This window comes from Flavobacterium nitrogenifigens, from assembly GCF_003254565.1.
Taxonomy (GTDB): domain Bacteria; phylum Bacteroidota; class Bacteroidia; order Flavobacteriales; family Flavobacteriaceae; genus Flavobacterium; species Flavobacterium nitrogenifigens.
The window spans coordinates 77739-100454 of the sequence record NZ_QJRI01000182.1 but is presented as its reverse complement, the minus strand read 5'-3'; the positions used below and the strand labels follow the sequence as shown (position 1 = coordinate 100454).

The 22716-nt window shown below is 33.6% G+C and carries 34 protein-coding genes; 1 reads left to right on the top strand and 33 read right to left on the bottom strand.

From position 1 onward, the window contains the following. Positions 1-2: 2 nt before the first annotated feature. From DM397_RS22100 to DM397_RS22085, 4 genes are all read right to left on the bottom strand, one after another. Positions 3-2450, bottom strand: a complete 2448-nt coding sequence (locus DM397_RS22100; RefSeq protein ID WP_111379763.1) for a polysaccharide biosynthesis tyrosine autokinase — start codon at positions 2448-2450, stop codon at positions 3-5. A 15-nt stretch (positions 2451-2465) separates the two neighbouring features. Next, positions 2466-3257 carry a polysaccharide biosynthesis/export family protein gene (locus tag DM397_RS22095; protein ID WP_111379761.1) on the bottom strand — a complete coding sequence of 264 codons (792 nt, stop codon included), beginning with the start codon at positions 3255-3257 and terminating at the stop codon, positions 2466-2468. A 73-nt stretch (positions 3258-3330) separates the two neighbouring features. Then, complete coding sequence (recR, locus tag DM397_RS22090) at positions 3331-3951, bottom strand: recombination mediator RecR (protein ID WP_111379759.1); 621 nt, start codon at positions 3949-3951, stop codon at positions 3331-3333. Between the two features lie 126 nt (positions 3952-4077). Next, entirely contained in the window at positions 4078-4443 is a 366-nt protein-coding gene (locus DM397_RS22085; RefSeq protein ID WP_111379757.1) for a CoA-binding protein, read from the bottom strand. Positions 4444-4595: 152 nt separating this feature from the next. Here DM397_RS22085 and DM397_RS22080 point away from each other — a divergent pair, with 152 nt between their 5' ends. Continuing rightward, entirely contained in the window at positions 4596-5222 is a 627-nt protein-coding gene (locus DM397_RS22080) for a MarC family NAAT transporter (RefSeq protein WP_095931487.1), read from the top strand. 76 nt (positions 5223-5298) lie between these two features. On the opposite strand, the gene ctlX is transcribed toward DM397_RS22080, so the two are convergent. The 29 genes from ctlX to rpsS all read right to left on the bottom strand — a co-directional run bounded on the left by ctlX (position 5299) and on the right by rpsS (position 22716). Next, positions 5299-6234 (bottom strand): citrulline utilization hydrolase CtlX, encoded by a 936-nt coding sequence (gene ctlX, locus DM397_RS22075; protein WP_111379755.1) that lies wholly within the window; start codon positions 6232-6234, stop codon positions 5299-5301. A gap of 37 nt (positions 6235-6271) precedes the next feature. Next, positions 6272-7186 carry a dimethylarginine dimethylaminohydrolase family protein gene (locus tag DM397_RS22070; protein ID WP_111379753.1) on the bottom strand — a complete coding sequence of 305 codons (915 nt, stop codon included), beginning with the start codon at positions 7184-7186 and terminating at the stop codon, positions 6272-6274. 62 nt (positions 7187-7248) lie between these two features. Then, complete coding sequence (locus tag DM397_RS22065) at positions 7249-8526, bottom strand: citrate synthase (protein WP_111379752.1); 1278 nt, start codon at positions 8524-8526, stop codon at positions 7249-7251. Positions 8527-8678: 152 nt separating this feature from the next. Then, entirely contained in the window at positions 8679-9971 is a 1293-nt protein-coding gene (gene eno / locus DM397_RS22060; RefSeq protein ID WP_008464336.1) for a phosphopyruvate hydratase, read from the bottom strand. A 111-nt stretch (positions 9972-10082) separates the two neighbouring features. Next, a complete protein-coding gene (gene carA, locus DM397_RS22055) occupies positions 10083-11192 on the bottom strand; it encodes a glutamine-hydrolyzing carbamoyl-phosphate synthase small subunit (protein ID WP_111379750.1) in 1110 nt (369 codons plus the stop codon). 248 nt (positions 11193-11440) lie between these two features. Continuing rightward, the gene (gene rplQ, locus DM397_RS22050; RefSeq protein ID WP_008464331.1) at positions 11441-11932 is read right to left on the bottom strand and encodes a 50S ribosomal protein L17; all 492 of its coding nucleotides are present in this window, start codon (positions 11930-11932) and stop codon (positions 11441-11443) included. 62 nt (positions 11933-11994) lie between these two features. Further along, positions 11995-12987 (bottom strand): DNA-directed RNA polymerase subunit alpha, encoded by a 993-nt coding sequence (locus DM397_RS22045; RefSeq protein ID WP_008464329.1) that lies wholly within the window; start codon positions 12985-12987, stop codon positions 11995-11997. Between the two features lie 21 nt (positions 12988-13008). Continuing rightward, positions 13009-13614 (bottom strand): 30S ribosomal protein S4, encoded by a 606-nt coding sequence (gene rpsD / locus DM397_RS22040; RefSeq protein ID WP_111364450.1) that lies wholly within the window; start codon positions 13612-13614, stop codon positions 13009-13011. Between the two features lie 92 nt (positions 13615-13706). Next, positions 13707-14090: a 30S ribosomal protein S11 gene (gene rpsK / locus DM397_RS22035; RefSeq protein ID WP_026727866.1), complete on the bottom strand. Its 384-nt coding sequence runs from the start codon at positions 14088-14090 to the stop codon at positions 13707-13709. Between the two features lie 8 nt (positions 14091-14098). Continuing rightward, the gene (gene rpsM / locus DM397_RS22030; protein WP_008464322.1) at positions 14099-14473 is read right to left on the bottom strand and encodes a 30S ribosomal protein S13; all 375 of its coding nucleotides are present in this window, start codon (positions 14471-14473) and stop codon (positions 14099-14101) included. Between the two features lie 2 nt (positions 14474-14475). Beyond that, a complete protein-coding gene (gene ykgO / locus DM397_RS22025) occupies positions 14476-14592 on the bottom strand; it encodes a type B 50S ribosomal protein L36 (protein WP_002987490.1) in 117 nt (38 codons plus the stop codon). A 12-nt stretch (positions 14593-14604) separates the two neighbouring features. Further along, on the bottom strand, positions 14605-14820 hold the full coding sequence (gene infA / locus DM397_RS22020; RefSeq protein WP_007136545.1) for a translation initiation factor IF-1: 216 nt from the start codon (positions 14818-14820) through the stop codon (positions 14605-14607). 7 nt (positions 14821-14827) lie between these two features. Beyond that, complete coding sequence (secY, locus tag DM397_RS22015) at positions 14828-16174, bottom strand: preprotein translocase subunit SecY (protein ID WP_007803669.1); 1347 nt, start codon at positions 16172-16174, stop codon at positions 14828-14830. Positions 16175-16187: 13 nt separating this feature from the next. Further along, a complete protein-coding gene (gene rplO / locus DM397_RS22010) occupies positions 16188-16640 on the bottom strand; it encodes a 50S ribosomal protein L15 (RefSeq protein ID WP_111379749.1) in 453 nt (150 codons plus the stop codon). 11 nt (positions 16641-16651) lie between these two features. After that, complete coding sequence (gene rpmD, locus DM397_RS22005; protein ID WP_008464315.1) at positions 16652-16834, bottom strand: 50S ribosomal protein L30; 183 nt, start codon at positions 16832-16834, stop codon at positions 16652-16654. A gap of 11 nt (positions 16835-16845) precedes the next feature. Then, on the bottom strand, positions 16846-17370 hold the full coding sequence (rpsE, locus tag DM397_RS22000) for a 30S ribosomal protein S5 (protein WP_085949269.1): 525 nt from the start codon (positions 17368-17370) through the stop codon (positions 16846-16848). Positions 17371-17373: 3 nt separating this feature from the next. After that, positions 17374-17724, bottom strand: coding sequence for a 50S ribosomal protein L18 (rplR, locus tag DM397_RS21995; RefSeq protein ID WP_008464310.1), 351 nt, complete (start codon positions 17722-17724; stop codon positions 17374-17376). Between the two features lie 11 nt (positions 17725-17735). Beyond that, on the bottom strand, positions 17736-18278 hold the full coding sequence (gene rplF, locus DM397_RS21990; protein ID WP_111379747.1) for a 50S ribosomal protein L6: 543 nt from the start codon (positions 18276-18278) through the stop codon (positions 17736-17738). A gap of 18 nt (positions 18279-18296) precedes the next feature. Further along, positions 18297-18695, bottom strand: a complete 399-nt coding sequence (gene rpsH, locus DM397_RS21985; protein WP_008464306.1) for a 30S ribosomal protein S8 — start codon at positions 18693-18695, stop codon at positions 18297-18299. A 104-nt stretch (positions 18696-18799) separates the two neighbouring features. Beyond that, positions 18800-19069 carry a 30S ribosomal protein S14 gene (gene rpsN, locus DM397_RS21980; protein ID WP_008464305.1) on the bottom strand — a complete coding sequence of 90 codons (270 nt, stop codon included), beginning with the start codon at positions 19067-19069 and terminating at the stop codon, positions 18800-18802. Between the two features lie 3 nt (positions 19070-19072). Further along, complete coding sequence (gene rplE / locus DM397_RS21975; RefSeq protein WP_008464302.1) at positions 19073-19624, bottom strand: 50S ribosomal protein L5; 552 nt, start codon at positions 19622-19624, stop codon at positions 19073-19075. Between the two features lie 2 nt (positions 19625-19626). Then, positions 19627-19941 carry a 50S ribosomal protein L24 gene (gene rplX / locus DM397_RS21970; protein ID WP_007803650.1) on the bottom strand — a complete coding sequence of 105 codons (315 nt, stop codon included), beginning with the start codon at positions 19939-19941 and terminating at the stop codon, positions 19627-19629. A 12-nt stretch (positions 19942-19953) separates the two neighbouring features. Next, positions 19954-20322: a 50S ribosomal protein L14 gene (rplN, locus tag DM397_RS21965; protein ID WP_007803649.1), complete on the bottom strand. Its 369-nt coding sequence runs from the start codon at positions 20320-20322 to the stop codon at positions 19954-19956. A 2-nt stretch (positions 20323-20324) separates the two neighbouring features. After that, entirely contained in the window at positions 20325-20585 is a 261-nt protein-coding gene (gene rpsQ / locus DM397_RS21960; RefSeq protein ID WP_012022485.1) for a 30S ribosomal protein S17, read from the bottom strand. Positions 20586-20602: 17 nt separating this feature from the next. After that, positions 20603-20794, bottom strand: coding sequence for a 50S ribosomal protein L29 (gene rpmC / locus DM397_RS21955; protein ID WP_008464297.1), 192 nt, complete (start codon positions 20792-20794; stop codon positions 20603-20605). A gap of 12 nt (positions 20795-20806) precedes the next feature. Continuing rightward, entirely contained in the window at positions 20807-21232 is a 426-nt protein-coding gene (rplP, locus tag DM397_RS21950) for a 50S ribosomal protein L16 (protein ID WP_111379746.1), read from the bottom strand. Between the two features lie 19 nt (positions 21233-21251). Continuing rightward, positions 21252-22010 (bottom strand): 30S ribosomal protein S3, encoded by a 759-nt coding sequence (gene rpsC / locus DM397_RS21945; RefSeq protein WP_008464292.1) that lies wholly within the window; start codon positions 22008-22010, stop codon positions 21252-21254. 5 nt (positions 22011-22015) lie between these two features. Then, positions 22016-22429, bottom strand: coding sequence for a 50S ribosomal protein L22 (gene rplV, locus DM397_RS21940; RefSeq protein ID WP_007803631.1), 414 nt, complete (start codon positions 22427-22429; stop codon positions 22016-22018). Between the two features lie 8 nt (positions 22430-22437). Further along, the gene (rpsS, locus tag DM397_RS21935; protein ID WP_008464288.1) at positions 22438-22716 is read right to left on the bottom strand and encodes a 30S ribosomal protein S19; all 279 of its coding nucleotides are present in this window, start codon (positions 22714-22716) and stop codon (positions 22438-22440) included.

The following is a 22716-nucleotide window of genomic DNA, read 5'->3' as shown; positions in this document are numbered from 1 at the left end:
GTTTAGCTTTTTCTAATTCGATTCACGAATACTTTCCAAAATCCATCCTTAGCTTCTTCTTCATGATAACCATTAGAGTACGCCCCATAACCATAACCGTATCCATACCCACTACCATATTTCGCTTTATTTTCAAACCCGTTCAATACAATACTCACATTGTTCAACTCATCACGTTTAAGTCTGGTATTTAACAACGTTATCATATCTTTTTTAGTATAATTTTGCCTTACGATATACAATGTTACATCTGCAAACTGATCTAATTCTAATGAGTCTGCCACTAAACCAACTGGAGGTGTATCCAAAATAATATAATCATATTTATGTTTCAACTCGTCAATTAATTCTTTCATTCCATCACTCAAAATTAACTCTGAAGGATTTGGTGGAATTGGTCCTGATAAAATTACATCTAAATTTGGAATTGGTGTCGAATTAGTAATTTCTTGCAAAGTATTTTGTTTTATTAAATAATTGACAACACCTAAAGATGATTTTATTTGAAATTCATCTGCTAATCTCGGCTTTCGTAAATCTAGTCCAACAACGACAGTCTTCTTTTCGCTTAAAGCAAAAACTGTAGCAATATTAATGGAACAGAATGTTTTTCCTTCACCACTAATTGAGGAAGTAATCATTAAGGTTTTTGATCCGCTGACTTGCTGTTTTTTATATAAAAACTGAAGCGAAGAACGTATCCCCCTGAAAGACTCAGAAAGTGCTGATTTAGGTTTATCAAAAACCGCTAAACTTCCTGAATCTTTATTAATACCAATTACTCCAATTAATGGAATCTGAGTCAATTTGCTAATATCCTCAGTATTCTGAATTGAATTATTAATGAAGAAAATTACTAAAACAAACAATAAAGGAATCAAAATCCCTAAAAATAAAGCCATCACATAATTTACTGAGGTTTTAGGACCTATTAAACCTCCGCCAATATCTTTTGCTGGATCTATAAAATGGATATCTGACAAGTTAGACGCTCTTACAATTTCTGCTTCATTTCTTTTTTGAAGAAACTCTGTATAGATGTTATCATTTAAATCATATTTTCTTTTGATTTTCAATAATTCTTGCTGTTCTGCCGGAAGCCTTCTCACTGTACTTTCTGCTTGGCCAATTTTTGCATTTACTAACGATAAATCATACAATAAAGAAGCTTTTGCAGTAACAATATTCTCTTGAAGAACATTTTTCACTGCCGCCATCTGGTTATCAAAATCCTTAAATATTTTCTCACTCTTTACGGCATAAGACATTTCAGATCTTTGAGTAGAAAGTGCAATAAGTTTAGAAACATTCGCGACAATATTTGGATCCTCAATCCCAGCAACAGAAGGAGCCGGCAATCTAGAATAATCGACACTATTGCTCAAATATGTTTTTAACGAATTATAATAGGCTATTTTTCTTGCAATTTGATCCTTTTCAACATCAAAATCCATTATTTTCTCTGAAACTTTAGAGCCTCCGCCTTCTATTTCATAAATATTTTTATCTTTTTGAAAAGATTTTAGTTCATTGCCTGTTTGCTTAAGCTGAGATTCCATTGCCACGAGAGTACTATCAATAAACCTAATAGTATTTGTTGCAAATTGGTTTTTTCCATCAAGCTGGATTTTAATAAGCATTTTTACAGTAGAATTCAAATAATCTACCATTCTAGTTTTATTTGTTCCCTGCATTGATAAAGTCAATAATGATCCACTGCTTTTACCAGAATCTACATTTATTCCTCTATATCGAGATACCGTTCCATCAAAATCATTAAATCTTACAAAGTACTCTTTCCCTTTATAAAAACCAGGGTTGTCATTTATCTGAAGTTTCCAATTCAAAAATGGAAGATTAACATTTTCTCCTACTTTGTATTTCTTTGCAAAAGTTATAGGTTGTACAGAAGTATTGCTATAAGAATTATTACTATAAGTAATTAATGAAACGGAATTGTTTTCAAATGGAATCTGAATTTGATATTCGTTTTCAGTTAAAAACTTTATACTAATCAATGTGTTTGCAATTTGTCCCTTTGTTTTATCAATATTAACATAAAATGGTACAGCTCCGTAAGAGTCAATTAAATTATACTTTCCTTGCTCTAAGTAATCTATATAAAACTGAAGCTTATCTACCACCAACTCGTTATGAGATCTCGATTGGAGAATTGTTGAAATGCCATTTACCTTATCTGAAACCCCTCCCCAATTGAAAACTAAACTTGTAGTTGAAGTAAAAAAAGGATTATTTTCCTCTTTTATTGAAACCATGGTTTGCATCTCGTAAATTTTTTCTTTACGAATGTTTATCTGATAAGCAATTGTGAAAGTAATGATCAAGCTTACTAAGAACCATTTCCAGTAACTTGCAATCTTTAGCAGAAATCCTTTAAAATCAAAATGAGAATGATTTTCAAAAATAGCAAAGTCTTTAATGTCTAACATTTTAAAAAATCTAATTTATTTGATTATAAGGTAAACTGTTGTAGCTAAAGACAATAATGTAATTATTGTCCCTATAGATTGAATCCCTGTTTGACCTGTTCCCCAAGTTTTTTGTCTCAATGGCTTTACATAGATATAATCGTTAGGCTGTAAATAATAATACGGCGATTTCATTACATTCACATCTGTAAGATCAATATCATGCATTTGTACACCGGTAGGAGTTTGACGAATCACCGTTACTTCTTTTCTATTACCAACAGTAGTTATATCGCCTGCATTTGCAACAGCTTCCAAAATATTCACATTATCTTTAAATAGTATTTTTGTTCCTGTACTTCCAACTTCCCCATTAATGGTATATCTAAAACCAGCCAACTTAACTGTAACAAAAATGTTGGCTTCGCTTTTAAAATATTCCTCCAATAATTTCTTTTCAATTTTTACACGAACTTCTTCAAGAGTATAACCAATCACATTTATTTCACCTAGAATTGGCATTCTAATATTTCCATGATCGTCAACTGTAAATCCGTCAAAATATAATCCTGCTTCAGATTTACCTGTTTGACTAGATTGGTTTTCTGTCGTATTAAAAATAGAAACTAACTTAGGATCAATTGCTTTAATATTAATACTTAAAACATCATTAACTTGTAATCTATACGGTTTTGATTCGACTGCCGCAATAGTTGTTTGTTCATCTGAACCATTTTTATCTTGAAGATAAACCAAATCTTTTATTGGAATACAAGAGGTAAATAATACAGAAATTAATAAGAATAGAAAAAAACTTTTTTTTGTCATTCGTTCAGTTTTATGGCAAGCATAGCTTTTTCCATAATATTTGGAAAAACCTAACTTTTATTTGGGGGCTTGGTTAATTATTTTTAAATGTTTTTTCAAAAGGGACTCTGTGCAAAATACTTCTCCCTAGTGTTATTTCGTCTGCATATTCCAATTCATCACCAACCGATATTCCTCTGGCTATCGTTGAGATAATAATCTCAGAATCTGCAATTTGTTTATAGATATAAAAATTTGTTGTATCTCCTTCCATTGTTGAGCTTAATGCAAAAATAATCTCCGATACATTTCCAGATTTCACCTTTGCCACCAAGCTAGAAATATTCAACTGATTGGGGCCAACTCCTTCAATAGGCGAAATTTTACCTCCTAAAACATGATATATTCCTTTAAACTGTCCAGTATTTTCTATCGCCATCACATCTCTAATGTCTTCAACTATACATATTGTTTCATGGTTTCTAATTGGATTAGCACAGATTTCACAAATTTGAGTGTCAGAGATATTATGACAGCTTTCACAAAACTTAATATCCTCACGCATATTCAATAATGCTTGAGATAAAAAAGTAGTTCGTTCTTTAGGTTGTTTTAGCAAATGAAGAACTAATCGAAGTGCCGTACGCTTACCTATACCAGGCAATTGCGACATTTCGTTTACTGCTTTTTCAATTAATTTTGATGAAAATTCCATAACGACAAAAATAATACTTTTAATGGTTTAGCCTACATTAGAACCATTAAATTCAAGGCTTCATCCTTTTAGAGATTTATTACGAAACCTCCTTCTTTTCTGCACTCTAATAAAATAAATAATTGCCTAAAACTGATTTGTGGCTAACAAAACTAAAGTACAAGCCACCTCTACCTCGATACCATTTGATTCTAATAATTGGTAAAATTCTGGGTTTTCGGTTCCAGGATTAAAAATTACACGTTTAGGATGCGATTCGATAATATAATTATAATAATCTCTTTGGCGAACAGGATTTAGATACAAAGTAATGGTATCAATATTTTTTACTGGCAATGCTTTAGTTTGAATTTTTACTCCCGCAACCTCTCCCGCTTTTTGTCCAATTGCTAATACTGAATGTCCTTTCCCAACCAACATACTAACAGCTCTAAATGAATAACGTTCTGGATTTGTAGATGCACCTATAACTAATGTTTTTTTGCTTTTCATAGTTTTTGTTTAGACTGCAAAAGTAATCAAAAAAGAATGATTAAAGCTTATATCTTTGATTCCGAATCCATAGCAATAAAAACATAATCATAACATATTTTCACACAAAAGCATCAAAAAATAACTACATTTACTTCATTAACCAATATGATATGGAATTATTTATTTACTTATTTGCCGCATTATTTTCGGTATTAAACCCAATCGGAACTGTTCCAATTTTCGTTGGATTAACGCAACACGATTCTCAAAAGGAAAGATCCAGAATCTCTCTCTGGACTGCTATTAATGTTTTTATCATTTTATTGGTTTCTTATTTTATTGGCCAATATGTTCTAACTTTTTTCGGCATCAGCATCGACGCTTTACGAATTGCGGGAGGAATCGTAATTGTAAACTCTGGTTTTTCTTTACTTTCAGGTAAATTCAATAAAAAACGAGGAATCAACAAAAAAATTGAAAATGAAGCTCAGCACAGAAATGACATCGCACTTACACCTTTAGCAATACCAATGCTTGCTGGACCAGGATCTATGTCACTTCTAATTGCATTTTATCAAGAACATCATGAAATAAATGAAATCATAATATCTTCCTTAGCGATTTTAGCAATCGCAGTAGCCATTTTTGCAATTTTAAAAAGTGCTCATTATCTAGCTAGAATACTAGGAGCTTCAGGAATTGTTGCAATCTCTAGAATTGTTGGGTTTATAGTTATTTCTATCGGTATTCAATATATCGTAAGTGCAATTGTTAATATTATTAAAGGAAATTTTTAATTAAAAACCTGTTATCAAAAAAAGGGATGAGATTTTCAATAAATCTCATCCCTTTTCTATTTTTTAAATATTTATTTTAGTTTCTTGGCAAGAAAACTTCTGCCATCATACATCTGGCACTTCCGCCTCCACAGGCTTCAATGGTATCTAAACTAGAACTTAAAATTTCTGCATGATTTTCCAACTGGGCAATTTGCTTCGGAGTCAAGCTTTGATGTGCCGATGCGCTCATTACAATATATCTCTTATCATCTTTCCCACGAACTTCCAACATATTACCAGCAAAATTATTTACTTGATCTTCTGAAATTAAAATAACTTCTTTTTTATCTGCTTTCAAATTATCCAAAACCATTTTACGCTCTTTCTTATCATCAATAGAATCGGCACAGATAACTGCAAAAGTTTCTCCTAGACACATCATTACATTAGTATGATAAATTAATTTGCGCTCGCCATCAACAGTTTGGAAAGCTTCGAAAATTACTGGAGCATAATCAAAATCTTCACAGAACTCTATAAACAATTCTTCATCAGCTCTTGGTGATAATGCACAATACGCTTTTCCATTAGCTCTATCTAATAATAAGCTTCCTGTCCCTTCTAAGAAAATGCCATCTTCTTCTGCAGAAGTATAATCCATAATATTAGAAATTTCAAATCCTTTTTCTTCTAAAGTATCTAAAATATCTTCACGACGTTCTTGACGACGATTTTCAGCAAACATTGGATAAAGCGCCACATCGCCATTTTCATGAAATGAAACCCAATTGTTTGGAAAAATACTATCTGGAGTATCAGTCTCCAAATTGTCATCTACCACAGTTACATCAACACCAACCGCTCTTAGTTTTTCTACAAAAGCATCAAATTCTTGCTGTGCTTTAGCATTAACAGTACTTGGCAAAAGTCCGTCTAATACTTTTTGATAATAATTATTTACAGCCGTCTGCTCATTCATTCTGAAAGCAACTGGACGAATCATCACGATAGCATTAGTAGTTTGTCTCATTTTTTATCTTTTTTTGTTTCAAACTTGAAACGAATTTTTAGTCTCTAATTAATGGTAAAGTTGAACATCTCAACAAACCTTCCTGTTTTGAAATTTCAGCATATGGAATTTCTTCCACAGTAAAACCATTTTCACGAAGCCAGTTATTCAACCTCGTAAAATTCTTCTCAGAAACAACGACATTTTCATCGATCGAAAACACATTCGAAAACATATTATACATTTCATTTCTTTCGATATGAAATAAATTTTCTTTTCCAAAAAGCTTCACCAAATAGCGGTAATCCGCTTCTTCACGAAAACCTCTTTTGTAGATAATTCCTTTGTCTTTTCCTACAGGTTGAAAACAACAATCTAAATGTAGTGCATTATCTCTTGCTTCTAATTTAGATTTTACTAAATCAAATTCCTTCACAATTTTATTAGGAAATAAAGATTTTATATAATTTACACCATGCATGTTTGTTCTTGCCGTAATGTAATCTTTATAATCACTTCCTTTATAAGTCCCAATAAAAATATGATCATTCCAAAGCATAACATCTCCTCCTTCGATATGAACTTCTTCTGGAGGGCGAACTACTTTTAAAGGGTCAATCTGATCAATTACATATTGAATAGCATCTAATTCTCTTTCTCTATCCGGCAGAATATTAGATTTCACAAAAACATCATCAATTACAAATCCAATATCACGAGCAAAAATCTGATTGTAATTTTCGATCATTTCTGGACGATAAACAGTTACATCATACTTCTGAAAAACAGCATTAAAAGCTTCCATTTCAGCAACCATATCTTTTTCTACAGGATAAGTTCCTGCCTTAATATGTTCCAATGATTTAGGGTCATAAGCCTCATCTATAGTTGGAGTTGGACCATTATGAACAGCAGAACCCAAAACTACAGCCCGAAGCCGAGACGTTTCGTTCTTTACATTTAATTGCAACATAACTTTATTATATTTTGAGCAAATATAAAAAAAGCTTCACAGTAAAGTGAAGCTTTCGTTTTTTATTTATTAGACTTAAATTCTCTTAAAGGATGTCCTGTATAAATTTGTCTTGGTCTTCCGATTGGCTCTTTATTTTCACGCATTTCTTTCCATTGCGCAATCCAACCTGGCAATCTTCCAATTGCAAACATTACAGTAAACATATCTGTTGGAATTCCTAAAGCCCTGTAGATAATTCCAGAGTAGAAATCAACGTTTGGATATAAGTTTCTTGATTTGAAGTATTCATCTTCAAGAGCAGCTTTCTCTAATTTTCTAGCAATATCCAAAATCGGATCTTCAACACCTAAAGTTTCTAATACTTCTGTTGCTGCTTTTTTGATGATTTTAGCTCTTGGGTCAAAATTTTTATAAACTCTATGTCCGAAGCCCATTAAACGGAATGGATCATTTTTGTCTTTTGCCTTAGCTAAGAACTTATCTGTATCTCCACCGTCTTTGTTTATTTCTTCTAACATTTCAAGTACAGCTTGGTTTGCACCACCATGAAGTGGTCCCCATAAAGCAGAAACCCCTGCAGAAACTGAAGCAAATAAACCAGCATGAGAAGAACCTACCATTCTTACTGTAGAAGTAGAACAGTTTTGCTCATGATCTGCATGAAGAATAAATAATTTATCTAAAGCGTTTACAATTACAGGATTTGCAGCGTAAGGCCCTGTAGGCAATTTAAACATTAATTGCATAAAGCTTTCTACATAACCTTTTGTGTTATCATAGTAATTTAAAGGATAACCCATAGATTTTCTGTAAGTCCATGTAGCAATCACTAAAAATTTTGCCATTGTTTTACAAATAGCCTCGTACATTTCTTTTTCGTTATCAACATTAACTGCTTTTGGATTAAAAGCTGTTAAAGCGCTTGTTAAAGCAGATAACACTCCCATTGGGTGAGCTGTTTTAGGGAAACCGTCAATGATATTTTTCATTTCTTCGTTTACCAAAGAATGTTTTTTAATACCATTTTCAAAATCTTCTAATTGCTTAGCTGTAGGTAATTCACCAAAAATCAAAAGATATGAAACCTCTAAGAAACTAGCTTTTTCAGCAAGATCTTCGATTGAATATCCTCTGTAACGCAAAATTCCTTCCTCTCCATCTAGGAAAGTAATTTCACTTGTACAAGATCCTGAATTTTTATACCCTGGATCAAGAGTAATATAACCTGTTAAATCACGTAATTTGTTAATATCGATAGCTGATTCGTTTTCACTCCCTGTGATTACTGGAAGTTCAACCTTCTTACCATCTATTTCTAATGTAGCTATTTTTGACATAATATACTGGAAATAATTCTTTAAATAATAATTTATCAAATCTAATGAATTTAAGACTAATTAAAAAAAGAATACTGCTATGAATTTGTTAAAAGTCCAAAAAAAACCATCCGCGGCGGCGGATGGTTTTTTCCAATATATAATTTGTTCAATTATTTGATTTTAAAAGCATTCAAACCAGGGAAATAAGCTGTACTTCCTAATTCTTCTTCAATTCTCAATAATTGGTTGTATTTAGCCATACGGTCTGAACGAGAAGCAGAACCTGTTTTAATTTGACCACAGTTTAAAGCAACAGCTAAATCTGCAATTGTATTATCTTCAGTTTCTCCAGAACGGTGAGACATTACAGATGTATAACCAGCATTTTTCGCCATGTTTACAGCAGCAATTGTTTCAGTTAAAGTTCCAATTTGGTTTACTTTCACCAAGATAGAGTTAGCAATTCCTTTTTCGATACCAGTTGATAAACGAGCAACGTTAGTAACAAATAAATCATCACCTACTAATTGTACTTTATCACCAATCTTTTCAGTTAAAGCTTTCCATCCATCCCAGTCATCTTCGTACATACCGTCTTCGATAGAGATAATTGGATATTTAGCTGCAAGTTCAGCTAAGTATTCAGCTTGTTCAGCAGAAGTTCTGATTTTTCCAGTTTCTCCTTCAAATTTAGTGTAATCGTATTTACCGTTTACATAAAACTCAGAAGCAGCACAGTCAAGAGCGATCATAATTTCGTCACCGAAAGAATATCCAGCTTTTTCAACTGCTAATTTAATAGTATCTAAAGCATCTTCTGTTCCACCAGCTAAGTTTGGAGCAAAACCTCCTTCATCACCTACTGCAGTGCTTAAACCTCTATCGTGTAATACTTTTTTCAAGTTGTGGAAAATTTCAGTTCCCATTTGCATAGCATGTGTAAAAGAAGTTGCTTTTACTGGGAAAATCATAAACTCTTGGAATGCGATAGGTGCATCAGAGTGAGAACCACCGTTGATGATATTCATCATTGGAACTGGTAACGTATTAGCAGAAACACCACCTACATATCTGTATAATGGCAAACCAAGTTCGTTAGCAGCAGCTTTTGCAGCAGCTAAAGAAACACCCAAAATAGCATTAGCTCCTAATTTAGATTTGTTTGGAGTACCATCTAAATCAATCATTAATTGGTCAATTGTGTTTTGTTCGAAAACAGAAGTTCCAACTAATTCTTCAGCAATAATAGTATTTACATTATTCACTGCATTCAAAACACCTTTCCCTAGATAAGCTTTACCTCCATCACGTAATTCAACAGCTTCGTGCTCTCCAGTTGATGCTCCAGACGGAACAGCAGCTCTACCTAAAACTCCATTTTCAGTTACTACATCAACTTCAATAGTAGGATTACCTCTAGAATCAAGAATTTGTCTTGCGTGAACTTTAATTATAATACTCATTATTTTTGTTTTTTATTAATAAATTATATTTTTTTTTCGAAATTATAAAAATATTTAATACTATAAGCGAGCTTTAGTCATTAAACCCGTTTATTTATTAACTACATCGTTTTAGACTTTGCTACTTTTAATATTCTCCACAAATTGGTCAAACAAATATGACGAATCGTGTGGTCCTGGACTAGCCTCTGGGTGATATTGCACTGAAAAGCAATTTTTGTTTTTCATTCGCATTCCAGCAACAGTGCCATCATTTAAATGTAAGTGAGTAATTTCTAACTCTGGATGATTTTCTAATTGTTCTTTTCTAACAGCAAACCCGTGATTTTGAGAAGTTATTTCACCTTTGCCTGTAATGATGTTTTTAACTGGATGATTAATTCCTCGGTGGCCATTAAACATTTTATAAGTCTCAATACCATTTGCTAGACCAATCACTTGGTGCCCTAGACAGATTCCAAATAAAGGTTTATTATCGGCTAAAATTTCTTTTGCCACCTGAATTGCTCCGAATAAAGGATCTGGATCCCCAGGCCCATTTGACAAGAAATATCCATCCGGATTAAACTCAGACATATCTTTGTAAGTTGAGTCGAAAGGATACACTTTAATATAACAATCTCTTTTAGCAAGATTTCTTAAAATATTCTTTTTAATCCCAAGATCTAAAGCCGAGATTTTATAGGTAGCATTTTCATCCCCAAAGAAATATGGTTCTTTAGTTGAAACTTTAGAAGCTAACTCTAAACCTTCCATATTTGGCACATTAGCCAATTCCTTCTTTAAGTCCTCGATTGAAGTTCCATCTGTACAAATAACAGCATTCATTGCACCATTGTCACGGATATAGCTTACAAGTGCACGCGTATCAACATCAGAAATACAGATCAAATTTTGTTTAGTAAAATAATCTTCTAAACTTCCAGAAGCATTTTCTCTAGAATAATTAAAACTAAAGTTTTTACAAACTAAACCGGCAATTTTAATACTATCAGATTCAACTTCAGAATCATTAACACCATAGTTTCCGATATGTGTATTTGTAGCAACCATTATCTGTCCAAAATAAGAAGGATCGGTAAAGATTTCCTGATACCCTGTCATTCCAGTATTAAAACAAACTTCACCAAAAGTTTTACCGCTGATTCCGATAGATTTTCCGTGAAAGATTGTTCCGTCACTAAGTAATAAAATGGCGCTTTGTCGTGTTGTGTATTTCATTATTTAATTTGTATTGTTTTTTTTTAATCAAGTTATAAAACCAAAACGTAGGTTTTAAGTGTAATTAGAATTTTGCAAATTTACTTCTTTAAAATAGCCCTTCCAAGATTTTTTAAAACTTTCATTCGTAAAAATAAAACCTATCATTTTAAATAAGTTACATTTCTCTCGTTTCAAAAAAATCAAAAAAAAAGGATAAACTAAAAATTAGTTTATCCTTTAATACTATAGAATGATTACTCTCATAATTATTCAGAAGCTTCAGTAGTCGTTTCTGATTCAGCAGCAGGGGCTTCAGGAGCAGCAGTTTCAGCTTTTTTAGCTTTACCACCACGACGGCTTTTCGCTTTTTTAACTTCTTTTTTACCTCCGTTGTAAAGTTCATTGAAGTCAACAAGTTCGATCATCGCCATATCAGCGTTATCTCCCAAACGATTTCCAACTTTAATGATACGAGTGTATCCACCTGGACGGTCACCTACTTTAGCAGCAACATCTCTGAACAAATCAGTTACAGCGTATTTGTTACGTAAGTAAGCAAAAACAATACGACGATTGTGAGTCGTATCCTCTTTTGACTTTGTGATTAAAGGCTCAACAAATTGTTTAAGCGCTTTAGCTTTAGCAACAGTAGTGTTAATACGTTTGTGCTCAATAAGAGAACAAGCCATATTAGCTAACATAGCTTTTCTATGTCCAGTCTGTCTGCTTAAGTGGTTGAATTTTTTTCCGTGTCTCATGACGTGTTTTTTTTATCTTCATCTTGCTACGATCCACTATGGAGAGCAAAATATGAAGTAAATTATTCTTTATCTAATTTGTATTTAGCTAAATCCATCCCGAAAGTTAAATTCTTCACTGCAACAAGTTCATCAAGTTCAGTTAAAGATTTTTTACCAAAATTACGGAATTTCATTAGGTCATTTTTATTGAACGATACTAAATCACCAAGTGTATCAACTTCAGCCGCTTTCAAGCAATTTAATGCTCTCACAGATAAATCCATATCAACAAGCTTAGTTTTAAGCAATTGTCTCATATGCAATGACTCTTCATCATACGATTCTGTTTGTGCAATTTCGTCAGCCTCAAGTGTAATTCTTTCGTCAGAGAATAACATGAAATGGTGAATTAAAACTTTAGCAGCTTCAGTAAGAGCATCTTTTGGATTAATAGATCCATCAGTTTTGATTTCAAAAACTAATTTTTCGTAATCTGTTTTTTGCTCTACACGGAAATTTTCGATTGCATATTTTACATTTTTTACCGGAGTAAAAATAGAATCTGTAAAAATTGTTCCAATTGCAGCATTCTGTTTTTTGTTCTCTTCAGCAGGAACGTATCCTCTACCTTTCTCGATTGTTAAATCGAAGTTCAATTTGATTTTAGAATCTAAATTACAGATAACAAGGTCTGGATTCAAAACTTGAAAACCTGAGATAAATTTTTGAAAATCACCTGCTGTTAATTGATCCTTACCAGAAACAGAAATAGTAACTGATTCATTATCGATATCTTCAATCTGACGTTTGAAACGTACTTGTTTTAGATTAAGGATAATTTCGGTAACATCCTCAACAACACCTGAAATAGTAGAAAACTCATGATCTACACCTTCGATACGAACAGATGTAATTGCATAACCTTCTAACGCTGAAAGCAAAACTCTTCTAAGTGCATTACCAACTGTCAATCCGTAACCAGGTTCTAAAGGTCTAAACTCAAATTTACCTTCAAAATCGGTTGAATCGATCATGATAACTTTATCGGGCTTTTGAAAATTAAATATTGCCATAAATTTCGACTAAGTCAATTATTATTTGTTGTACAACTCTACGATTAATTGTTCTTTAATGTTTTCTGGAATTTGAAGTCTCGCAGGTACAGAAACGAAAGTTCCTTCTTTAAGATCATTATTCCAAGTAATCCATTCATAAACATGACTTGAATTTGATAAAGAACGTTCGATAGCTTCTAAAGATTTAGATTTTTCACGAACTGCAACTTTATCACCAGGCTTAAGGTGGTAAGAAGGAATATTAACAACCTCTCCATTTACAGTAATGTGTCTGTGAGAAACGATTTGACGCGCACCTCTTCTAGATGGAGCAATTCCCATTCTAAAAACAACATTATCTAATCTTGCTTCGCATAATTGTAATAAAACTTCACCAGTTACTCCTTTAGTCGCTGATGCTTTTTCGAATAAATTTCTGAATTGTTTTTCTAAAATTCCGTAAGAATATTTAGCTTTTTGCTTTTCCATTAACTGAACAGCATACTCAGATTTTTTTCCTCTTTTTTTAGCCATCCCGTGTTGTCCAGGTGGGTAATTTCTTTTTTCGAAAGATCTATCATCTCCGAAGATTGCCTCGCCAAATTTACGAGCGATTTTGGTTTTAGGACCAGTATATCTTGCCATTTTAAAAAAAATTTTAAGGTAGAAATTATGAATTCAGGTCTAATCCTTCGATAATCTATGTTCTACCTTGTTTATACTATAAAAATAAAAAATTAAACTCTACGTCTTTTTGGAGGACGACATCCGTTGTGCGGCATTGGAGTAACATCAATAATTTCAGTAACTTCAATTCCACCGTTATGAATAGAACGGATAGCAGACTCACGTCCGTTACCTGGTCCTTTTACATAAACTTTCACTTTTTTAAGTCCTGCCTCAAGTGCTACTTTAGCGCAATCTTCTGCTGCCATTTGAGCCGCATAAGGAGTGTTCTTTTTAGAACCTCTGAAACCCATTTTACCAGCTGAAGACCAAGAGATAACTTCACCTTTCTTATTAGTCAAAGAAATAATAATGTTATTAAAAGTGGCAGAAATATGAGCCTCACCCGTTGATTCAACGATAACTTTACGTTTTTTTGCAGTTGCTTTAGCCATATTACTTATTATTTAGTTGCTTTTTTCTTGTTAGCAACAGTTTTTCTTTTACCTTTTCTTGTTCTTGAGTTGTTTTTAGTTCTTTGTCCTCTTAATGGAAGACCAGATCTATGACGAATACCTCTGTAACATCCAATATCCATTAAACGTTTAATGTTTAAAGAAATTTCAGAACGTAATTCTCCTTCGATTTTGTAAAATGAAACAGCTTCACGAATTGCTCCGATCTCATCATCATTCCAATCTTGAACTTTTTTATCTTGGCTAACTTGAGCTTTTTCTAAAATCTCAATAGCTCTACTTTTTCCTAATCCGAAGATGTAGGTAAGTGCGATAACACCTCTTTTGTTTTTTGGGATATCTACCCCTGCTATTCTTGCCATAATTATCCTTGTCTTTGTTTAAATCTAGGATTCTTTTTGTTTATTACGTACAGTCTCCCTTTTCTACGCACGATAATGCACTCGGCACTTCTCTTTTTTACTGATGCTCTAACTTTCATAGTGAATATCCTTTAATATCGATAAGTAATTCTTGCTTTTGACAAATCATAAGGACTCATTTCTAGTTTCACTTTATCACCAGGTAATAACTTGATGTAATGCATTCGCATTTTACCAGAAATATGAGCAATTACAATATGTCCATTTTCTAACTCTACACGGAACATCGCATTTGATAATGCTTCAATGATTGATCCGTCTTGTTCTATTGCTGATTGTTTTGCCATAAATATATTAAGCTACCGCTTTTCTATTTTTACCAGTCTTCATTAAACCATCATAATGTTTGTTTAACAAGTATGAATTGATTTGTTGAATAGTATCTATTGCAACACCAACCATAATTATTAATGAGGTACCTCCAAAAAACATTGCCCAAGATTGTTGTACATCCATAATACTTACAACAATAGCTGGGAACACAGCAATCAAAGCAAGGAATAAAGATCCTGGGAAAGTTATTAAAGACATCACTTTATCAAGGAAATCAGAAGTTTCTGCTCCAGGACGAACTCCAGGAATAAAACCGCCGCTTCTCTTTAAATCATCAGCCATTTTGTTAGTAGGTACAGTGATTGCAGTATAAAAGAATGTAAATACAATAATTAAAGTTGCAAAAACAAAATTATACCAGAAACCAAACATATTACTAAATGCACCAACAATAGATTGTGATGTATCTGATTTAGACAATCCAGCTACAGCCGCAGGAATAAACATAATTGCCTGAGCAAAAATAATTGGCATAACCCCAGAAGCATTAAGCTTTAGAGGAATCCATTGTCTATTACCTCCTGCCAAATCTTGCTCGTAATCTCCTGTAGTTGTACGACGCGCATACTGAACAGGGATTCTACGTACTGCCATTGTAAGCAATACACAAGAAATGATAACTAATAACCACACAATAATTTCAATAACTAATAACATTGGACCTCCATTGTTATTGGTAACACGAGTTGTAAACTCTTGGATAAAAGCTTGTGGTAAACGAGCTAAAATACCAACCATAATTAACAATGAAATACCATTTCCAATACCTTTATCTGTAATTTTCTCACCCAGCCACATAGCAAAAATTGTACCAGTAACTAAAATGATAACAGACGAGAACAAAAATTCAGGAGAATTAAAGCCTAGCAAAAATGCATTACTAGGCAATGTTCTGTATAAATTATAGATATAAGTTGGACCTTGAACCAATGTGATAGCGATTGTCAACCAACGAGTGATTTGATTAATCTTTTTTCTACCACTTTCCCCATCATTTTGAAGTTTTTGTAAATATGGAATCGCAATCCCCATCAACTGAACAACAATAGACGCAGAAATATAAGGCATGATACCTAAAGCAAAAACTGAAGCTTTAGAGAAAGCACCCCCGGTGAACATGTCTAGAATAGATCCTAGACCATTTTTAGTTTGTCCCGCTAAACCAGTCAATTGCGTTGCGTCAATTCCAGGAAGCGTAACGTGTGCTCCAAAACGATATACTAAAAGTAAACCTAATGTAATTAAGATTCGATTTTTTAGTTCTTCGATTTTCCAAACATTACTTATTGATTCAATAAATTTCTTCATCTTAATAGATAAGTTATATAGTTACAGCTTCTCCACCAGCAGCTTCAATAGCAGCTTTTGCAGTAGCAGTAAATTTGTGGGCAGTTACTTTTAATTTTGCTTTCAATTCTCCTCTACCTAAAATCTTAACGATTTCATTTTTAGTAGCTAGACGATTTGCTACGAAATCTGCCATTGAAACAGAATCAGTAATTACACCGTTATCAACTAATAATTGAAGAGTATCTAAATTAACACCTTCGTATTCTTTACGATTGATGTTTTTGAAACCAAACTTAGGTACACGTCTTTGAAGTGGCATCTGCCCTCCTTCAAAACCAATCTTTTTAGAATAACCAGAACGAGATTTTGCTCCTTTGTGTCCACGTGCAGCGGTACCACCTTTTCCAGAACCTTCTCCTCTACCTAATCTTTTATTTTGATTGTGTGTAGATCCCTCAGCAGGTTGTAAGTTACTTAAATTCATAACAGTATTTGTTATTTAGCTTCTTCTACAGAAACTAAGTGTTTAACTTTGTTTATCATCCCAAGGATAGCAGGATTTGACTCATGCTCCACAACTTGTCCAATTTTACGTAGACCTAAAGCTTCCAACCCTCTCTTTTGAGAAAGAGGACAGTTGATTTTGCTTCTTACTTGTTTTACTAATAATTTAGCCATAATTTCCTGAATTAACCTTTAAAAACTTTCTCTAAAGAAACACCTCTCTGTTTTGCAACAGTATGAGCGCTTCTCATTTGCAATAAAGCATCAAAAGTTGCTTTTACTACGTTATGTGGATTTGATGATCCTTGAGATTTAGACAATACATCGTGAATACCTACTGACTCAAGAACTGAACGAACAGCTCCACCAGCAATAACTCCAGTACCATGAGATGCTGGAATTAAGAATACACGTGCACCACCAAATTTACCTTTTTGTTCGTGAGGAACAGATTGTCCATTTAAAGGAATTCTAACTAAGTTTTTCTTAGCATCTTCTACTGCTTTCGCAATTGCTTCAGAAACGTCTTTAGATTTCCCTAATCCATGACCAACTACTCCATTTTCATCACCTACAACTACAATAGCAGAAAAACCGAAAGCTCTACCTCCTTTTGTAACTTTAGTAACACGATTAACACTAACTAGACGATCTTTTAATTCAAGACCACTAGGTTTTACCAATTCTACATTTTTGTATTTAGACATAATATATTAGAATTTAAGTCCAGCGGCTCTTGCGCCTTCTGCTAATGATTTAATACGACCGTGATATAAATACCCACCTCTATCAAAAGTGATAGTATCAATCCCAGCTTTTAACGCTTTCTCTGCAACTAGTTTTCCAACAGCAGCAGCTACTTCAACGTTAGTACCTTTTCCTATTTCTTTTTCTCTAGAAGATGCAGCTAAGATAGTAACTCCATTTACATCGTCAATGATTTGAGCGTAAATTTCTTTATTACTTCTAAAAACAGAAAGTCTAGGTCTTGCAGCAGTACCACTAACCGATTTTCTTATTCTGAATTTAATTCTCTGTCTTCTTTCAGATTTTGTTAATGACATAATCTTATATTTTAAGCTGATTTACCTGCTTTTCTTCTTAATACTTCACCCACAAATTTAACACCTTTTCCTTTGTACGGCTCTGGCTTACGGAAACCTCTAATTTTCGCAGCAACTTGTCCTAAAAGTTGTTTATCAAATGATGTTAATTTTACGATTGGGTTCTTACCTTTTTCAGATACTGTTTCCAAAGATACTTCAGGAGCAATCTCTAAAACAATATTGTGAGAATATCCAAGAGCTAAATCTAATTTTTGACCTTGGTTTGAAGCTCTATAACCAACTCCAACTAATTCTAGTTCTTTTGTGAAACCTTCAGAAACACCAACAACCATATTATTGATCAAAGATCTGAATAATCCGTGTTTTGCTCTGTGGTCTTTATGATCAGACGATCTTTCAACTAAAACTTGATCGCCTTCAACAGTTACATTTACGTCCGAAAACTCCTGAACCAGTTGACCTCTTTTTCCTTTTACTGTAATAATACCGTCTTTAACTTCTACAGTTACACCAGCAGGGATTACAATTGGGCTTTTACCTATTCTTGACATCTTATCTAGTGTTTAAAATTAGTATACGTAACAAATTACTTCACCACCTACATTTAATTGCTTCGCTTGTTTTCCAGTCATCAAACCTTTTGATGTAGAAACAATAGCAATTCCTAATCCGTTAAGGATTCTTGGTAATTTGGCAGCACCTGCGTACTTACGTAAACCAGGTTTACTAATTCTTTGGATATCTTTAATTACAGGCTCTTTAGTATCTTTATCATACTTTAAAGCAATTTTGATAGAACCTTGAACTGTGTTCTGCTCAAATTTGTAACTTAAGATGTAACCTTGATCAAATAAGATCTTAGTTATCTCTTTTTTAAGATTAGAAGCTGGAATTTCAACAACTTTGTGGTTTGCAGCCACAGCGTTACGAACTCTAGTCAAATAATCTGCAATAGGATCTGTATACATATGTATTTGATTGCGATTATGGTTTTCGGGAGACACTCGTCTCCCGAACCTTTAATCAATTAAAATTATTTTTTGGTTTGCAAAAGTAATAACTTATTGCGAGATTACCAAGAAGCCTTTTTAACTCCTGGAATTAACCCATTGTTAGCCATTTCACGGAAAGTTACACGTGAAATACCGAATTGACGGATATAACCTCTAGGTCTACCTGTTAATTTACAACGATTGTGTAAACGAACTGGTGAAGCATTTTTAGGTAATCTTTGTAAACCTTCGTAGTCTCCAGCTTCCAATAAAGCTTTTCTCTTCTCAGCATATTTAGCTACCGTTTTCTCTCTTTTAACCTCGCGGGCTTTCATTGATTCTTTAGCCATGTCTTAATTCTTTTTAAAAGGTAATCCTAATTCAGCCAATAATGACTTTGCTTCCTTGTCTGTTTTTGCAGTAGTAACAAAAGTAATATCCATTCCTGAAATTTTGTTTACTTTGTCAATATCAATTTCTGGGAAAATGATTTGCTCTAAAACTCCAAGATTGTAGTTACCTCTACCATCAAAACCAGTAGCTTTAATACCATTGAAATCTCTAACACGTGGCAAAGCAGAAGTAATAAGTCTATCTAAAAACTCATACATTCTTTCTCCACGTAAAGTAACTTTTGCTCCAATAGGCATTCCTTTTCTCAATTTAAAAGACGCAACGTCTTTCTTAGAGATTGTAGAAACTGCTTTTTGTCCAGTGATCTTTGTTAACTCATCAACAGCATAGTCAATAAGTTTTTTATCAGATACAGCTGCACCAACTCCACGGCTCAAAACGATTTTTTCAAGTTTAGGAACTTGCATTACGTTTGTATATCCGAACTCTTCTTTAAGAGCAGAGATTACTCTACTCTTATATTCTTCTTTTAGTCTAGGTGTATATGCCATTACTATAGTACTTGATTAGATTTTTTTGAAAATCTTACTTTCTTATCTCCTTCTACTCTAATACCTACTCTAGTTGTTTCCTTAGTTTTAGGATCAATTAGAGAAATGTTAGAAATTTGAATAGAAGCTTCTTTCTTAACGATACCACCTTGAGGGTTTTTAGCACTTGGTTTTGTATGTTTTGAAACCATGTTTACACCTTCAACTATCGCTTTATTTTTCTCACGGTAAACACGTAAAACTTTACCTTCAGCACCTTTATGGTCTCCAGCAATAACTCTTACGATATCTCCTGATTTTATTTTTAGCTTTATCATCTTAAAAACGAATTAAAGCACTTCTGGTGCTAATGATACAATTTTCATGAATTGTTTTTCACGAAGTTCTCTTGCTACCGGACCAAAAACACGAGTTCCTCTCATTTCCCCTGCAGCATTCAAAAGAACACATGCATTGTCATCGAAACGGATATAAGAACCATCAGCTCTTCTCACTTCTTTTTTAGTACGCACAACAACTGCAGTTGAAACAGCTCCTTTTTTCACGTTTCCGTTTGGAGTTGCATCTTTGATAGAAACTACAATTTTGTCACCAACAGAGGCATATCTTCTTTTAGTACCTCCTAAAACACGAATAGTTAAAACTTCTTTAGCTCCCGTGTTATCTGCTACTTTTAGTCTTGATTCTTGTTGTACCATAATTATTTAGCTCTTTCTAAGATTTCAACTAATCTCCAACATTTTGTTTTACTTAAAGGACGCGTTTCGCTAATTCTTACAGTATCTCCAATGTTACAGTCGTTTGTTTCGTCGTGTGCAACATATTTCTTAGTTTTCAACACGAACTTACCGTATAATGGGTGTTTTACTTTTCTTACTTCAGAAATCACGATAGATTTATCCATCTTGTTTGAAGTAACAACACCTATTCTTTCTTTTCTTAAATTTCTTTTTTCTTCCATCTTTCAGCAGAATACAATTATTGTAACTCTCTTTTAGTTAACTCTGTAGCTAATCTTGCAACTGTTCTTCTAACGCTTCTAATTTGAAGTGGGTTAGCAATTGGAGAGATTGCGTGAGCCATTTTTAGGTCAGCATATACTTTCTTAGTTTGACTAAGCTTTTCTTGCAACTCCGCTGCAGAAAGATCTTTTATTTCTGATTGTTTCATAATAAATATAAATTATGCTTCGAAATCTCTAGCAACGACGAACTTAGTTTTTACTGGAAGTTTTTGAGCTGCAAGACGTAAAGCCTCTTTTGCAACTGACAATGGAACTCCTCCAACTTCAAACATAATTCTTCCTGGTTTAACAACAGCAGCCCAATACTCAACTGCTCCTTTACCTTTACCCATACGTACTTCAAGAGGTTTCTTAGTAATAGGCTTGTCTGGGAAAATTTTAATCCATAATTGTCCCTCTCTTTTCATGTAACGAGTTGCAGCGATACGCGCAGCTTCGATTTGACGAGAAGTTAAGAACATTCCATCTTCATGTACAGATTTAATACCAAACATTCCATTTGAAAGCTCATACCCTCTTTGAGAGTTACCTTTCATTCTACCTTTTTGTACCTTACGGTATTTTGTTCTTTTAGGCTGTAACATTTTTCTTTAGTTTAAAAATTTACTTTCTTTTACGAGCGTCTGGTTTTCCACCTTTGTTAAAGTTAGATTTGCCTCTAGGAGCATCTCCACCTTTTCCACCACCTGTACCAGATTGTTTTTTATCCATTCCAGCAAGTGGAGAAAGTTCTCTCTTACCGTAAACTTCACCTTTCATGATCCATACTTTAATTCCCATTCTACCGTAAGTAGTATGAGCTTCAGCAAGAGCATAATCAATGTCAGCTCTGAAAGTTGATAGAGGAATTCTACCTTCTTTGAAACCTTCCGAACGCGCCATCTCAGCACCATTCAAACGACCAGAAATCAAAACTTTGATACCTTCAGCGTTCATACGCATAGAAGCAGCAATAGCCATTTTGATTGCACGCCTGTAAGAAATACGGCTTTCGATTTGACGAGCGATGCTTGTCGCCACAAGATAAGCATCTAACTCAGGCCTTTTAATTTCAAAGATGTTGATTTGAACCTCTTTGTCAGTAACTTTCTTAAGTTCTTCTTTTAACTTGTCTACCTCTTGTCCGCCTTTTCCGATAATGATACCAGGCCTAGCAGTAGTGATAGTAACGGTTACAAGTTTCAAAGTTCTCTCGATGATTACTTTTGATACACTAGCTTTTGATAAACGAGCGTGGATATACTTTCTGATTTTGTGATCTTCGGCTAATTTATCACCGTAATCATTTCCACCATACCAGTTTGAGTCCCATCCTCTGATGATACCAAGTCTATTTCCAATTGGATTTGTCTTTTGTCCCATGCTGCTTAAGAATTGCTTTGTGTGTTATTGATAGCTCCAAGCACGATTGTTACGTGATTAGAACGTTTTCTTATTCTGTGTGCACGACCTTGTGGAGCTGGACGAAGTCTTTTTAACATCATTCCACCATCTACTCTGATCTCTTTAACAAATAATCCAGCTTCTTCTAAATTACCTTCACTATTTTTTTGCTCCCAGTTATTGATTGCAGATAATAATAGTTTTTCTAATTTTCTTGAAGCTTCTTTAGAACTGAATCTTAAAATGTTAAGTGCTCTTTCTACCTTCTGACCTCTTACCAAGTCCGCTACTAAGCGCATTTTTCTAGGTGAAGTAGGGCAGTTATTCAATTTTGCGAAAGCGATAGACTTATTAGCCTCTTTTCTCGCATCTGCTGTTTCTCTTTTACGAACTCCCATTGCTTCTTTTATTTTTTACCTTTATTTTTTGCTCCAGCATGACCTCTAAAAGATCTAGTTGGTGAAAACTCTCCTAATTTGTGACCTACCATGTTTTCTGTTACGTAAACTGGTACAAATTGACGACCGTTATGAACTGCGATAGTTTGTCCAACGAAATCCGGTGTAATCATTGAAGCTCTAGACCAAGTCTTAACAACTGCATTTTTACCACTTTCTACGTTTTCTTGAACTTTCTTGTCTAATTTATAATGAACGAAAGGTCCTTTTTTTAATGAACGTGCCAT